Consider the following 14,376-nt stretch of genomic DNA (forward strand, 5'->3'; position numbering starts at 1 on the left):
GGTCAACGACTCATACCGACGGCATAACCGCAGGTGTCGGGGTAGTCCACAGGTTCCCCAGGTTCTGCAGCAACGACCCGGCAATCCCCTGCTGCCCCAGGTACTGCAGAATCAACGGCGCAAACTGCCCGATCATCCCGGTATCCATCCCCAGCGCTTTGAACGCAGTGTCCAGGTCGCTGCGGTTTTCCACGTTGCTGCCCAGCGCGTTGCTCAACGCCGACTGGCTTTCGCTGTTCTTGCCCAGTAACCCACCCAGCCCACTCAGCCCGCCCAGCGCATTGGCCCCGGCCAGCAGGTCCAGCCCCGGTACCGCCTTGGTCAGTTGGCCATAGTCCTCGCTGCTCAGGTTATTGCGCGCCAGCCCCAGCATCGCCCCTGCCCCACCCACGGCCTGTTCGGGAGTGATCTTGAGTTCGCTGCCCAGGGTGTTGAGCAAATTGGCCTGCGTCTCGGGCGCCTGCACCTGGCCTTGCTGATTCTGATGCTGGTTCTGCATGGCCGACACGGCGTTGGCAGCGTCGCTGAGGTTGAAGGCGAACACCGGGCTTGCGGCCAGGGTCATCAGGGTTGCCAGGGTAAATGCTTTCATCATCGGAAGAGGATCTCGTGGGCCGGGATGGCCTGTGAATCGAGCTATTTGACTCGTATTTTTGAAGTTTGTTCCCAGTCAACGGTCAAGACACAGAAACGGTGCCAAACCGACAAGAGGTCGATCATGAACTAGTAATTTTGCCAGTTGCGTAACAGCCAATGACACTCAAAACTGATTACCTGAGCCCAATCTCCGCATCACCGCTAAAAAAGGAATAACAAATGACAATCAATACCAAGCTTTCAATATTCTATCAAGCCAGAAATTTCCATACTATCATTAATGATGAGGACCACACGTCAATTTTCCAAGGCGATAGCAGGCCAATAGCGGAGCGCACTTCGAACGCCACAGATAACAACATATCGTTTTTTTCATTAGACACCTTGGGCACACCCGTAAACATCACCGGCAACGAGGGAACTTTAGAAAAGGTATTTTCTCCTTATGGATACACCGCTAAAAAACACCAAGAAAGCACTCTTATTGGTTTCGCAGGCGAACCTCTGATAATCACAGAAAAATATTTACTTGGCAGCTATCGATTATACAGTCCCGTTTTGATGCGTTTTCTTTCTCCCGACAGCCTCAGCCCGTTCGCTAAAGGTGGAGTCAACGCATTCTGCTACTGTGGAAACGATCCCATAAACTACTCAGATGCTTCAGGTTATTTTCGCATTCGTAGCTTCCTAGGGCATACATTCCGCCCCAAACTTCCAAAACTAACCTTTCCACAGAGCGACAACATAGCACCTCCGTCATATCAAGAAGCGATCAAGCCTATAGACAACTTTAAACCCCCAACTTACAAACAGGCACTGGCAATGTTCCCCGATGAGAGGTCTAATATAATCAGCACAGCTTCAAATTTATCTACGGAAAAATTTCAACCGCTCGTCAACCAGTACGAGTCTTATATAAAGCAACAGCAGGTAAAACAAAGCTTTGCAACTAATCAAGCCGCGGACCATTTTCGCAAGATGAACCGGTTAACCCACGGATCAGATTCATGGCTTTTTTACAATGTCGCGCGACAAAGAGAAATGGACAAAATTTGGCACTACGAACAAAAAATAGCAATCATCAAGAGTGAGAAACAAACACTTCAAGACTATCTAGCTACCCTTAGAGACCGCTAACTCAAATTTGCCAGCGCCACAGCAAATTGCATTGCAGTCGATCAACTGGCTTGACTCTTCGCTAGCAAGCCCGCTCCAACACATGTGGCGAAAGGCTGGGGCTTGCTATTGGACAACAGCCATGAAAAAGCCCCTCGAATTGAGGGGCCTTTCTTGTTGGACGTTTATTACGCAGCACCCCACATCTTGTGCGGGTCAATCACAAACTTCTTCGGCACCCCCGCATCAAACTCACCGTATCCTTCCGGCGCCTGGTCCAGGTTGATCACCTGCACGCCCACCACCTCGGCGATGTTGATCCGGTCCCACATGATCGCCTGCATCAGCTGGCGGTTGTACTTCATGGTCGGAGTCTGACCGGTGTGGAAGCTGTGGGATTTCGCCCAGCCCAGGCCAAAGCGAATGCTCAGCGCGCCGATCTTGGCAGCAGCATCCACAGCGCCCGGGTCTTCGGTCACGTACAGGCCCGGAATACCAATACTGCCGGCCACGCGGGTAACCTGCATCAGCGAGTTCAGCACGGTAGCAGGGGCTTCGTGCTTGGCGCCCTCGTGGCCATGGCCACGGGCCTCGAAGCCAACGGCGTCGACGGCGCAGTCCACTTCCGGCTCGCCGAGAATATCGACGATCTGCTCATGCAGCGGGGTGTCCATGGACAGGTCGACCACTTCAAAGCCCTGCGACTTGGCGTGGGCCAGGCGGGCCGGGTTCAGGTCGCCGACGATGACGCAGGCGGCGCCCAGCAGGCGAGCCGAAGCAGCGGCAGCCAGGCCGACCGGGCCAGCGCCCGCGACGTAAACGGTGCTGCCTGGGCCTACGCCGGCAGTCACGGCACCGTGGTAGCCGGTAGGCAGGATGTCGGACAGGCAGGTCAGGTCACGGATCTTTTCCATGGCCTTGTCGCGCTCGGGCAGTTTCAGCAGGTTGAAGTCGGCGTATGGCACCAGCACGTACTCGGCCTGGCCACCGGTCCAGTCGCCCATGTCGACGTAGCCGTAGGCACCGCCAGCGCGGGCCGGGTTGACGGTGAGGCACACGCCGGTGTGCATCTCTTTGCAGGAACGGCAGCGGCCGCAGGCGACGTTGAACGGTACCGACACCAAGTCGCCGATCTGCATGCGTTCGACGTCGCTGCCCTTCTCAACGATTTCACCGGTGATTTCGTGGCCCAGGACCAGGCCGACCTGGGCAGTGGTGCGGCCACGGACCATGTGCTGGTCAGAGCCGCAGATGTTGGTGGAGACCACCTTCAGGATTACGCCGTGCTCGATCTTCTTGCCGCGCGGGTCCTGCATTTTCGGGTAGTCGATCTTCTGCACCTCGACCTTGCCGGCGCCGAGATATACCACTCCACGATTGCCAGACATGCTCTTACCTCGCTTGATTTGTATTTATGCAGCGGTGGTTGAACGCGCCGCCATCCATGGGCGGCATGTGTTTCTGGAATGCAGGGAATTGTGGGCCGGATACGGCGGGATGCACTGACTGGGAGCGACAGGGAGATGCCTTTTAGCGGCAGGGGTGTCGCTGGAGGATATGGAGGAAAGTAACACAGGTGGTGACCTGCACCGGCCTCTTCGCGGGCTTGCCCGCGAAGAGGCCGGTGCAGGTGCTAGAGAACGACCGTCCGGTTGGCGTTCAGGAACACCCGCCGCTCGATGTGATAACCCACGGCCCGCGCCAGCGTCAGGCACTCGATATCACGCCCTTTGGCAATCAGGTCTTCCGGGTAATGGCTGTGGTCCACCACCTCCACGCCCTGGGCAATGATCGGCCCTTCATCCAGGTCGTTGTTGATGTAGTGCGCCGTGGCACCCACCATCTTCACGCCCTTGTTATACGCCTGGTGATAAGGCTTGGCGCCTTTGAACCCTGGCAGCAACGAGTGGTGAATGTTGATCGCCCAGCCATCCAGGCGCCTGCACAACTCGGGCGACAGCACCTGCATGTAGCGAGCGAGGATAACCAGCTCTGCGCCAGTCTCCTCGATCACCTGCAGCACCTTGCGCTCTTGCCCAGGCTTGTCCTTGGGGTCGAGCGCAAAGTGGTAGTAGGGAATCTTGTGCCAATGCGCCAGTGGCTCGAGATCAGGGTGGTTGGACACCACCGCAACCACATCCATGCCCAGCTGGCCGATGCGCTGGCGATACAGCAGGTCGTTCAGGCAGTGATCGGCCTTGGACACCATGATCACCACCTTCGGGCGGTGATTCGGTGCGGTCAGCTCGAACGCCATGCCGAACGCTTCGCTGCGCTCGGCAAGGCCGACCCGGAAGCCGGCCTCGTCGAAATCATCCGGCTGGCGGAACTCCACGCGAATGAAGAAGCGCCCCGACTGCCGGTCATCGAAGGAGTGGTGCTCCGTCACGTAGCAGCGCTGCTCGAAGAGGTAACGCGTCACCACGTCGACGGTGCCGAGCATGCTCGGGCAGTCGGCGGTGAGAATCCAGGTATCCGGTGCCCGACTCATGTTCTGCGCTCCTTAGGCTTCGATGCTCAGGCCGTACTCGGCCGAAGCGTCCTGCAGCCACAGCCACCAGTAGTCGGCGAAGCTGCGGCGAATCACCAGTTCCCAGGTGTCTTCGGCGGTGCGGCGGATCACCAGTTGCGACTTGGCGAACACGGTGCCCACAGCCTTGCCCACCGGGAAGTTGTTCGGGTGAACATCATAGCTGGTGGATTTCATCAGCACTTCACGCACGTTGGGGCCGCGCAGTTCCAGCAGGCTTTGCCCGCCGCTCACGTTCACCACCTGGATGTGCTGGCCTTCAAGGGCTGCACGCAGCTTTTGTTCGACCGCCAGTTCCTGGCCACCGGGCACGATCAGCAGCCATTCATCCGGGCCGACCCATTGCAGCGACATGTCGTTGTTGGCGACCACGGTCAGGGCCACCGGCAGCTCCAGGCCCAGGGCCTTGTGCACGCCTGCGGCGAATTCCGGGTTGTGGCCATCGCCGCGAAGGGTGAGGTGGCCAAGGAACTTGCGTTCACGCAGGGTCACGCCTGCGTTCTTGCGGCCTTTGCCAACCAGGCTGGCCAGGTCGGCGTGGTGGAGGGGCGACTGGGCCTTGGCCTCGGCGCCGGGGTTTTGCTGGAAGACGTTGATAGCGCTCATTTCTTACCTGCCTTGAATTCTTGTTCGTCAGGGCAGCGCAGCACCGGTTTTTGGGCTGCGCCGCTATCCGGGGGCCTTTAGACGTTCTGCCGCTCACCCTTCGGATCGAAGAACACCGAAGACACGATCTCCGCCTCGATCACGCTGCCATCCGCCTGCGGCGAGTAAACGCGCTCGCCCATGCGCTTGAGGCCGCCTTTGACCACGCCCATGGCGAACGAGTAGCCCAGGGAGTTGGATGCGTAGCTGGAGGTCACGTGGCCAACCATGTCCATCGGGATCGGCTGTTTCGGGTCGAACACCAGCTGGGCGCCTTCCGGCAGCCACTTGGTCGGGTCGACCGGCTTCAGGCCTACCAGCTGCTTGCGGTTCTCGCGCACGCAGTCTTCACGGTTCATGCCACGCAGGCCGATCCACGAGAACGGCTTGTTGCGGCCCACGCACCAGCTCATGTTCAGGTCGTCCGGGGTCATCGAGCCGTCGGTGTCCTGGCCCACGATGATGAAGCCCTTCTCGGCACGCAGTACGTGCATGGTCTCGGTGCCATACGGGGTCAGGTTGTACTTCTTGCCTGCCTCGATGATCTTTTCCAGCACGCCCATGGCGTAGTTGGCCTGCACGTTCACTTCGTACGACAGCTCACCGGTGAACGAGATTCGGAACACACGGGCTGGCACGCCGCCCACGTTGCCCTCCTTCCAGGTCATGAACGGGAAGGCTTCCTTGTCCATGTCGATGTCGGTCAGCTCGCTCAGCAGCTTGCGGCTGTTGGGGCCGGACAGGGTCATGGTGGCCCAGTGGTCGGTGACCGAAGTGAAGTACACCTTCAGCTCTGGCCATTCGGTCTGGTGGTACAGCTCCATCCACTGCAGCACGCGGGCGGCGCCGCCGGTGGTGGTGGTCATGATGAAGTGGTTGTCGCCAACGCAGGCGGTTACGCCATCGTCGAAGACCATGCCGTCTTCCTTGCACATCAGGCCGTAGCGGGCCTTGCCCACGTCGAGCTTGGTCCAGGCGTTGGTGTAGATGCGGTTGAGGAACTCGCGCGCGTCCGGGCCCTGGATGTCGATCTTGCCCAGGGTGGAGGCGTCCAGCAGGCCCACGCTGTCGCGCACGGCCTTGCATTCGCGGGCCACGGCGGCATGGATGTCTTCACCGGCTTTCGGGAAGTACCACGGACGCTTCCACTGGCCGACGTCTTCGAACTCGGCGCCGTTCTTCACATGCCAGGCATGCAGGGCGGTGAAGCGAACGGGCTCGAACAGGTGGCCACAGTGACGGCCCGCTACGGCGCCGAAGGTAACCGGCGTGTAGTTGGGGCGGAACATGGTGGTGCCCATTTCCGGGATGGTGATGCCGATCGAACGGGCGGCGATGGCCAGGCCGTTGATGTTGCCCAGTTTGCCCTGGTCGGTACCGAAGCCCAGCGCGGTGTAGCGTTTGACGTGCTCGACCGACTCGAAGCCTTCACGGGTGGCCAGTTCGATACCGGCGGCGGTCACGTCGTTCTGTTGGTCGACGAACTGCTTCGGCCCCTTGGTGCCTTTGTCGTGCGGCACCAGGAACAGCGCCACGGTGGCCTCTTCCTTGCGTGCAACGGTTTTTGGCAGGGTGCCGACGGTTGCCTTGAAGCCTGCTTCGGTGGCTGCGCGTACGCCGCCTTCGAAACCATCGGCAATCACGTCGCCAAGGGCGTACACGCCATTGATCCCACCCACGCACTCGCGTTTCTGCGGCGCATCGCCCGGCACGAAGCCGAGGATATCGTCACGCCATACCGGGCGACCGCCCAGGTGCGAGGCCAAGTGAACGATCGGGCTGTAGCCACCGGAGCTTGCAATCAGGTCGCACTCAAGGGTTTCGCCTGGGCTGGTGACTTTGTGCGCCTGCACATCGATGGCGGCGACGCGGGCGCCAGTGACGTGCTTGCTGCCTTTGGCTTCGACCACAGCGCTGGAGGTAAGGATGCGAATGCCTTTGGCACGTGCCTCTTCAACCAGCGAACCACGTGGGTTGTGGCGGGCGTCGGCAATGGCGACCACTTGCAGGCCGGCGTCGTGCCAGTCCAGCGCGGCGCGATAGGCGTGGTCGTTGTTGGTCGACAGCACCAGCTTGCGGCCCGGGGCCACGCCGTAGCGGCGAACGTAGGTAGAAACAGCACCGGCCAGCATGTTGCCCGGCACGTCGTTGTTGCCGTACACCAGCGGGCGCTCGTGGGCGCCGGCAGCCAGTACCACGCGTTTAGCGCGTACACGGTGCACACGGTGGCGTACCTGGCCGATCGGGGCGCGGTCGCCGAGGTGGTCGGTGAGGCGCTCGTGAATGGTCAGGAAGTTATGGTCGTGGTAGCCGTTGACCGTGGCGCGTGGCAGCAGGGTCACTTCCGGCAGGCCTTCCAGCTCTTTGACCACAGCGCTGACCCAATCGGCAGCAGGCTTGCCGTCGAGGGTTTCGCGGGTGTCGAGCAGGCTGCCGCCGAACTCTTCTTGCTCGTCGGCCAGGATCACACGGGCACCGCTACGCGCAGCCGCCAGTGCAGCGGCCAGGCCAGCAGGGCCGGCACCCACGATCAGCACGTCGCAGTGCTGGTTCATGTAGTCGTAGCTGTCCGGGTCGTTCTGCAGCGGCGCTCGGCCAAGGCCGGCTGCCTTGCGGATGTACTTCTCGTACGTCATCCAGAACGATTTCGGGTACATGAAGGTTTTGTAGTAGAAGCCCGGCGGCATCATGCTGCCGCCCACCTTGCCCAGGATGCCCATGACGTCGTTGTTGACGTTCGGCCAGCCGTTGGTGCTGGTGGCAACAAGGCCTGCGTACAGCGCCTGCTGGGTGGCACGCACGTTCGGGATCTGGGTGGCTTCGCTGGAGCCGATCTGCAGGATGGCGTTCGGCTCTTCGGTACCCGAGGCGATGATGCCGCGTGGGCGCGAGTACTTGAAGCTGCGGCCAACGATGTCGACGCCGTTGGCCAGCAACGCGGCGGCCAGGCTATCACCGGCATAACCCTGGTAGGTCTTGCCGTTGAAGCTGAAGTTCAGGACCTTGCTGCGGTCGATACGGCCGCCGCTGGCGAGGCGATAGGTCTGGCTCATACTTTTTCCCCTTGGCCTTTGACGGTCGACGGTGCATTCGCGGCTTTACCGTTGGCGGTCACTTGCGGCTTCTCGCCAATCTTGTAGGTTTCCAGAATCTCGTAGGTCACGGTGTCGCGGGTGACGTTGAAGTACTGGCGGCAGCCGGCAACGTGGTCCCACAGTTCATGGTGAATCCCGCGTGGGTTGTCGCGGTAGAACATGTAGGTACCCCACTCCTCGTCGGAGCAGGCGTTAGGGTCCAGCGGGCGGGCGATGTGCGCCTGGCCAGAGGCGTGGAACTCTTCTTCGGAGCGCAGCTCGCCGCAGTGGGGACAGAAAATATGCAACATGACGGTGTCTCCGGTTAGTGGGCGACGGCGGCGGCGCCGTGTTCGTCGATCAGTGCGCCGTTGTAGAAACGGTCCATGGAGAACGGCGCGGCCAGTGGGTGCATTTCGCCCTTGGCCAGGCTCGCGGCGAAGACGTTGCCCGAACCCGGGGTCGCCTTGAAGCCGCCAGTACCCCAACCGCAGTTGAAGAACATGTTCTTGACCGGGGTCTTGGTGATGATCGGGCAGGCGTCCGGCGAGGTATCCACGATGCCGCCCCACTGGCGGTTCATGCGAACACGCGACAGGTTGGGGAACATTTCGACGATGGCCTGCAGGGTGTGCTCGATCACCGGGTACGAACCGCGCTGGCCGTAGCCGACCCAGCCGTCGATGCCGGCACCGATCACCAGGTCGCCCTTGTCGGACTGGCTGATGTAGCCGTGTACGGCGTTGGACATGATCACGCTGTCGATGATCGGCTTGATCGGCTCGGATACCAGCGCTTGCAGCGGGTGCGATTCCAGCGGCAGGCGGAAGCCGGCCAGCTTGGCCATGTGCCCGGAGTTACCGGCGGTGACCACGCCGACGCGCTTGGCGCCGATGAAGCCTTTGTTTGTTTCCACACCGATAACCGCGCCGTTTTCCTTGCGGAAGCCGATCACTTCGGTTTGCTGGATCAGGTCAACGCCCAGGGCGTCGGCAGCACGGGCGAAGCCCCAGGCCACGGCGTCGTGACGGGCCACGCCGCCACGGCGCTGTACGGTGGCGCCCAGGATCGGGTAGCGGGTGTTCTTGGAGCAGTCCAGGTACGGGATTTCTGCGGCAACCTGGGCGGTGTTCAGCAGCTCGCCATCCACGCCGTTCAGGCGGTTGGCGCTGACGCGGCGCTCGGAGTCACGCATGTCCTGCAGGGTGTGGCACAGGTTGTACACACCGCGCTGGGAGAACATGACGTTGTAGTTCAGGTCCTGGGACAGGCCTTCCCACAGCTTCATGGCGTGCTCGTACAGGTGCGCCGACTCGTCCCACAGGTAGTTGGAACGCACGATGGTGGTGTTACGGGCGGTGTTGCCGCCGCCCAGGTAGCCCTTCTCAATCACGGCGACGTTGGTGATGCCGTGCTCTTTGGCCAGGTAATAGGCCGTGGCCAGGCCATGGCCGCCACCGCCGACGATAACCACGTCGTACACCTTTTTAGGGGTGGGCGTGCGCCACATGCGCTGCCAGTTTTCGTGGTGGCTGAGGGAGTGTTTGAAAAGGCCGAAGCCCGAGTAGCGTTGCATGGTCGTTTACTCCACTCAGCGGTAAACAGGGAAATCGGCGCACAGGGCCGCGACGTTCTTCGCCACATCGGCTTCGACGTCTGCATCACCGAGGTTGTCGAGGATGTCGCAGATCCAGCCGGCCAGGGCCACACACTGGGCAACCTTGAAGCCACGGGTGGTGACGGCCGGGGTGCCGATGCGCAGGCCCGAGGTGACGAACGGCGACTGCGGGTCGTTCGGCACGGCATTCTTGTTGACAGTGATGTGCGCGCGGCCCAGGGCGGCGTCGGCGTCTTTGCCGGTGAGGCCCTGGCGAATCAGGCTGACCAGGAACAGGTGGTTGTCGGTACCACCGGAAACCACGTCATAGCCACGGTCGATGAACACCTGGGCCATGGCCTGGGCGTTTTCGATCACTTGTTGCTGGTACGCCTTGAAGCCTGGCTCCAGTGCTTCCTTGAAGCACACGGCCTTGGCGGCGATCACGTGCATCAGCGGGCCGCCCTGGGCGCCCGGGAATACGGCGGCGTTCAGCTTTTTTTCGATCTCTTCGTTCGACTTGGCCAGGATCAGGCCACCACGTGGGCCGCGCAGGGTCTTGTGGGTGGTGGTGGTCACCACGTCGGCGAACGGGATCGGGTTCGGGTACAGGCCAGCGGCAACCAGGCCGGCTACGTGGGCCATGTCGACGAACAGCAGCGCACCGACCTTGTCGGCAATGGCGCGGAAGCGTGGGAAGTCGAGGGTTTTGGAGTAGGCCGAGAAGCCGGCAACGATCATTTTCGGTTTGTGCTCGACGGCCAGGCGCTCGACTTCGTCGTAGTCGATCAGGCCGGTGTTGGTGTCGATGCCGTACTGAACAGCGTTGTACAGTTTGCCCGAGGACGACACTTTAGCGCCGTGGGTCAGGTGGCCGCCGTGGGCCAGGCTCATGCCGAGGATGGTGTCGCCGGCCTGCAGCAGGGCCAGGTAGACAGCGCCGTTGGCCGACGAGCCGGAGTGCGGCTGGACGTTGGCGTAGTCGGCGCCGAACAGCTGCTTGGCGCGTTCGATGGCCAGGGCTTCTACCTTGTCCACGTGCTCGCAGCCACCGTAGTAGCGCTTGCCCGGGTAGCCTTCGGCGTACTTGTTGGTCAGGCCGCTGCCTTGGGCCTGCATGACGCGCTTGCTGGTGTAGTTCTCCGAGGCGATCAGCTCGATGTGATCTTCCTGGCGCTGTTCTTCGGCATTCATCGCCGCCAGCAGTGCGTCGTCGTAACCCTGGATCTGGTCTTGCTTGCTGAACATCGTGTATCTCCCGGCAGCGATCGTTTTTTGTCGTGGGGCACTCTGGCCCTTTGTGGCGATGTTATGACTGGTCGGGGTGGGTCAGATGCCTGCGCACGCCTTGCAATGGCGCGTTTACGACATTCGTTTTTTTGCTGCTGCTGGCGGCCTCTTCGCGGGCAAGCCCGCTCGCACAGGTACGGCGGCGATCTGAAGGTTTGTGCTACCCCTGTGGGAGCGGGCTTGCCCGCGAAAAGGCCACCACCGACAACCCAAAATCGAGCCTGTGCACAGCTTGTATAGGCAACTGCTGAATCGATGGTTTAGAGTGCTGTTCTGCGTCGTTCACAGGACCGTGTCATGACAGATAAGAGCCAACAATTCGCCAGCGACAACTATTCCGGCATCTGCCCCGAAGCCTGGGCAGCAATGGAAAAGGCCAACCACGGCCACGATCGCGCCTACGGCGACGACCAGTGGACCGAGCGCGCCTCGGAATACTTCCGCAACCTGTTCGAAACCGACTGCGAGGTGTTCTTCGCCTTCAACGGTACCGCTGCCAACTCCCTGGCCCTGGCCTCGCTGTGCCAGAGCTACCACAGCGTCATCTGCTCCGAGACCGCCCACGTCGAGACCGACGAATGCGGTGCGCCGGAGTTCTTCTCCAACGGTTCCAAGCTGCTGACGGCGGCCAGCGTCAACGGCAAGCTGACGCCGGAATCCATCCGTGAAGTGGCCCTCAAACGCCAAGATATCCACTACCCCAAGCCGCGGGTGGTCACCATTACCCAAGCCACCGAAGTAGGCACCGTTTATCGCCCAGATGAGCTCAAAGCGATCAGCGCCACCTGCAAGGAGCTGGGCCTCAACCTGCACATGGACGGCGCGCGCTTTACCAATGCCTGCGCGTTTCTCGGCTGCAGCCCGGCCGAGCTGACCTGGAAAGCCGGTGTAGATGTGCTGTGCTTTGGCGGCACCAAGAACGGCATGGCCGTGGGTGAGGCGATTCTGTTCTTCAACCGCCAGCTGGCCGAAGACTTCGACTACCGCTGCAAGCAGGCCGGGCAACTGGCCTCTAAGATGCGCTTCCTGTCGGCACCGTGGGTGGGCCTGCTGGAAGATGGCGCCTGGTTACGCCATGGCAATCACGCCAACCATTGCGCGCAGTTGCTGGCGTCGTTGGTGAGTGACTTGCCAGGTGTGGAACTGATGTTCCCGGTGGAGGCCAACGGGGTGTTTCTGCAGATGCCGGAGCCTGCGATTGAAGCGCTGCGAGGCAAGGGGTGGCGGTTCTATACCTTTATTGGCAGCGGCGGGGCGCGGTTCATGTGTTCTTGGGATACCGAGGAAGAGCGGGTGCGCGAGCTGGCGGCGGATATCCGCAGCATCATCGGCGCCTGACCCACCGCATCGCGAGCTGCGCTCGCTCCTACGAGGATACGCATTCCCCTGTAGGAGCGAGCGCAGCTCGCGATGCATCCAACACCGATCTAAAGCTTGAATCCCCCCATCTGCCGCGCCAGGTCATCCGCCAGCCCACGCAACGCCTGGCATTCCTCGCGACAGCCCTGAACTTCGGCAGCCGTCTCCCGCGCCAGATCTGAAATCCCCTGCACCGTGCGGTTGATTTCTTCAGTCACCGCAGACTGCTCTTCCGTCGCCGTAGCCACCTGATGGTTCATGTCGCTGATGTGCTCTACCTGGTCAGTAATCGCCCCCAGCGAAGCCCCGGTGCGCTGGCTTGATGCCACACCACTGCCAGTCGCCTGCTGCCCCGCTTGCATCGAATTCACCGCCGAACCCGCACCCTGCTTCAGGCGCTGGATCATCTGCTGCACTTCGTCAGTAGACAGCTGCGTGCGCCGGGCCAGTGTGCGCACTTCGTCCGCCACCACGGCAAACCCACGCCCCATCTCCCCTGCCCGTGCAGCCTCGATGGCAGCATTCAGCGCCAGCAAATTGGTCTGTTCGGAAATACTGCGGATTACCGCGAGAACTTCATCGATTGAGGCGACTTCATCGGCCAACTGACTAACTGCATCAGCTGCCTTGCCGATGTCGCCCGACATGCCCTCGATACCACGAATCGAGCGTTGCACCACCTCACGCGCCTGCAAGGCCTCGTCCCGTGCCGACTGCGAGGCCTGCGCTGCATCACCGGCATTGCGGGCTATGTCCTGCACCGTCAGGCCCATCTCGTGCACAGCGGTGGCAACCATCTCGGTCATTTCCTGCTGCCGCCCGGAACGCTCGGCGGTGTTGTCCACCACCTGGGTCACCTGCTCAACCGCCCTGTGCAGCCGTTCGGACGTCTGCAACACCTCACCAATCAGGCTGCGCTGGCTGTCGAGGAAGCGATTGAAGCCACGGGCCAGGTCACCCAGTTCGTCCTGGCGCGTGCCATCCAGACGATGGCTGAGGTCGCCCCCGCCGCTGCCGATTTGCACCAGTGCCGCGGTAACGCGGCGGATCGGCCGCACCAGACCACGCGCCAGTAGCACCACCAACAGCAGCGACACCAACGCTACAGCACCACCGATCAGACTGGTCAGCCAGACGGCCTGGTGCATTTGCGCGTAGATTTCCGACTCTGGCACTTCGGCCACCAGGGTCCAGTTGAGATCGCGCAGGGGCAAACCAAGCGCCAGGTAGCGTTCGCCGTCACGGCTGAAGCGGCTGCTGCGCAGGCCTTCGCTTCCCGTCATGACACCCTTGGCTGCGTCCGCGCCAAGCTGCTCGGCAAGTTGGCGCTTGCCACTGAAGGCAGCGTCCGGATGCACCTGGATCAAGCCATCGTTACGCACCAGAAATACTTTGCCGTGTTCGCCGAAACTGAAGTCGTGAATCAGCTTCGACAGCTCGGTCATGCGCAGGCCCATGCCGGCCACGCCCACCAGTTGGCCGTGCTTTTCCACGCGGTAGTCGATGAACAACGCCAGTTCCCCAGTGGCACCATCGATGTCGATGTTGATGAACCGCTCGGCGCCGCTGTCGATGTAGCCGTAAAACCACTTGTCCTTGGGGTTGCTGCGGCTGAGGGTGCGGTCCAGGCCATTCTCGTTGTAATAGTGGCCGGTTTCGGTCGAGGCAAACAGGGTGGTGAAAGCCTTGTTGCGCTGCTTGGCGGCGGCCAGGTATTCGATGAATTGCGGGGCCTGGGCGGGGTCTTCGCCAGCAGCCAGCCAGTCGCGCAGCAGGGTGTTGCCGGCAATGTCTGCAGCAGCTACCAGCGGCTGGCCGAGCATGCGCTCGATGTCGTTGCGGATGGCTTCGATGCTGGCTGGCAGCGCAGTGTCGACCAGGTAGCGATCGGTGAGGCGATTGAGCGCCACGGTGAAAATGATGACCACCACCAGGATGCTGGCCAGCAGGGCGGCGCCCATGCTGGTGATCAACTGCCACTGGATGCTTTTACGCCAGATACGCATGCCCTACTCCCCGCACATTATTGTTTTGCGAGAAGTGTATACACTTGCGTATCCAGTTAATCCAGTGATCTGAAGCAATCAGATGTTCCCTGTGGGAGCGGGCTTGCCCGCGAATGCGTCAATGCATTCAGCATCGCATTCGCGGGTGAACCCGCTCCCACA

The 14,376-nt window shown here is 61.4% G+C and carries 11 protein-coding genes and 1 pseudogene; 2 read left to right on the forward strand and 10 right to left on the reverse strand.

Annotation, left to right across the window (positions count from 1 at the left end; all coding sequences use genetic code 11):
- Positions 1-10: 10 nt before the first annotated feature.
- Positions 11-592, reverse strand: coding sequence for a DUF2780 domain-containing protein (locus APH36_RS14035; protein WP_060499169.1), 582 nt, complete (start codon positions 590-592; stop codon positions 11-13).
- A gap of 224 nt (positions 593-816) precedes the next feature.
- Between APH36_RS14035 and APH36_RS14040 the strand changes: the two genes are divergently transcribed.
- On the forward strand, positions 817-1,734 hold the full coding sequence (locus tag APH36_RS14040) for an RHS repeat-associated core domain-containing protein (RefSeq protein ID WP_060499130.1): 918 nt from the start codon (positions 817-819) through the stop codon (positions 1,732-1,734).
- A gap of 167 nt (positions 1,735-1,901) precedes the next feature.
- On the opposite strand, the gene fdhA is transcribed toward APH36_RS14040, so the two are convergent.
- The 7 genes from fdhA to APH36_RS14075 form a co-directional block, all read right to left on the reverse strand.
- On the reverse strand, positions 1,902-3,101 hold the full coding sequence (gene fdhA, locus APH36_RS14045) for a formaldehyde dehydrogenase, glutathione-independent (RefSeq protein ID WP_060499131.1): 1,200 nt from the start codon (positions 3,099-3,101) through the stop codon (positions 1,902-1,904).
- A 245-nt stretch (positions 3,102-3,346) separates the two neighbouring features.
- A complete protein-coding gene (purU, locus tag APH36_RS14050; RefSeq protein WP_060499132.1) occupies positions 3,347-4,204 on the reverse strand; it encodes a formyltetrahydrofolate deformylase in 858 nt (285 codons plus the stop codon).
- A gap of 12 nt (positions 4,205-4,216) precedes the next feature.
- Positions 4,217-4,849: a sarcosine oxidase subunit gamma gene (locus APH36_RS14055; protein WP_016484539.1), complete on the reverse strand. Its 633-nt coding sequence runs from the start codon at positions 4,847-4,849 to the stop codon at positions 4,217-4,219.
- A 77-nt stretch (positions 4,850-4,926) separates the two neighbouring features.
- The gene (locus tag APH36_RS14060; protein WP_060499133.1) at positions 4,927-7,941 is read right to left on the reverse strand and encodes a sarcosine oxidase subunit alpha; all 3,015 of its coding nucleotides are present in this window, start codon (positions 7,939-7,941) and stop codon (positions 4,927-4,929) included.
- A complete protein-coding gene (locus APH36_RS14065; protein WP_012270119.1) occupies positions 7,938-8,273 on the reverse strand; it encodes a sarcosine oxidase subunit delta in 336 nt (111 codons plus the stop codon). Before APH36_RS14065 ends, APH36_RS14060 begins: the two co-directional genes overlap by 4 nt.
- 14 nt (positions 8,274-8,287) lie before the next feature.
- Positions 8,288-9,538, reverse strand: a complete 1,251-nt coding sequence (locus APH36_RS14070) for a sarcosine oxidase subunit beta family protein (RefSeq protein WP_003255680.1) — start codon at positions 9,536-9,538, stop codon at positions 8,288-8,290.
- 15 nt (positions 9,539-9,553) lie between these two features.
- The gene (locus APH36_RS14075; RefSeq protein ID WP_003255681.1) at positions 9,554-10,807 is read right to left on the reverse strand and encodes a serine hydroxymethyltransferase; all 1,254 of its coding nucleotides are present in this window, start codon (positions 10,805-10,807) and stop codon (positions 9,554-9,556) included.
- 339 nt (positions 10,808-11,146) lie between these two features.
- Between APH36_RS14075 and APH36_RS14080 the strand changes: the two genes are divergently transcribed.
- Positions 11,147-12,187, forward strand: coding sequence for a low specificity L-threonine aldolase (locus tag APH36_RS14080; protein ID WP_060499134.1), 1,041 nt, complete (start codon positions 11,147-11,149; stop codon positions 12,185-12,187).
- Positions 12,188-12,276: 89 nt separating this feature from the next.
- Here the strand turns inward: APH36_RS14080 and APH36_RS33200 are convergent, their stop codons facing one another.
- Together APH36_RS33200 and mcpH are read right to left on the reverse strand one after the other, a co-directional pair.
- Positions 12,277-13,014: a methyl-accepting chemotaxis protein gene (locus tag APH36_RS33200; protein ID WP_374754797.1), complete on the reverse strand. Its 738-nt coding sequence runs from the start codon at positions 13,012-13,014 to the stop codon at positions 12,277-12,279.
- Positions 13,015-13,140: 126 nt separating this feature from the next.
- Positions 13,141-14,214, reverse strand: a pseudogene (gene mcpH / locus APH36_RS33205) (methyl-accepting chemotaxis protein McpH); the annotation flags it as partial.
- Positions 14,215-14,376 lie beyond the last annotated feature (162 nt).

Source organism: Pseudomonas sp. NBRC 111133, from assembly GCF_001320605.1.
GTDB classification, from domain to species: Bacteria; Pseudomonadota; Gammaproteobacteria; order Pseudomonadales; family Pseudomonadaceae; genus Aquipseudomonas; species Aquipseudomonas monteilii.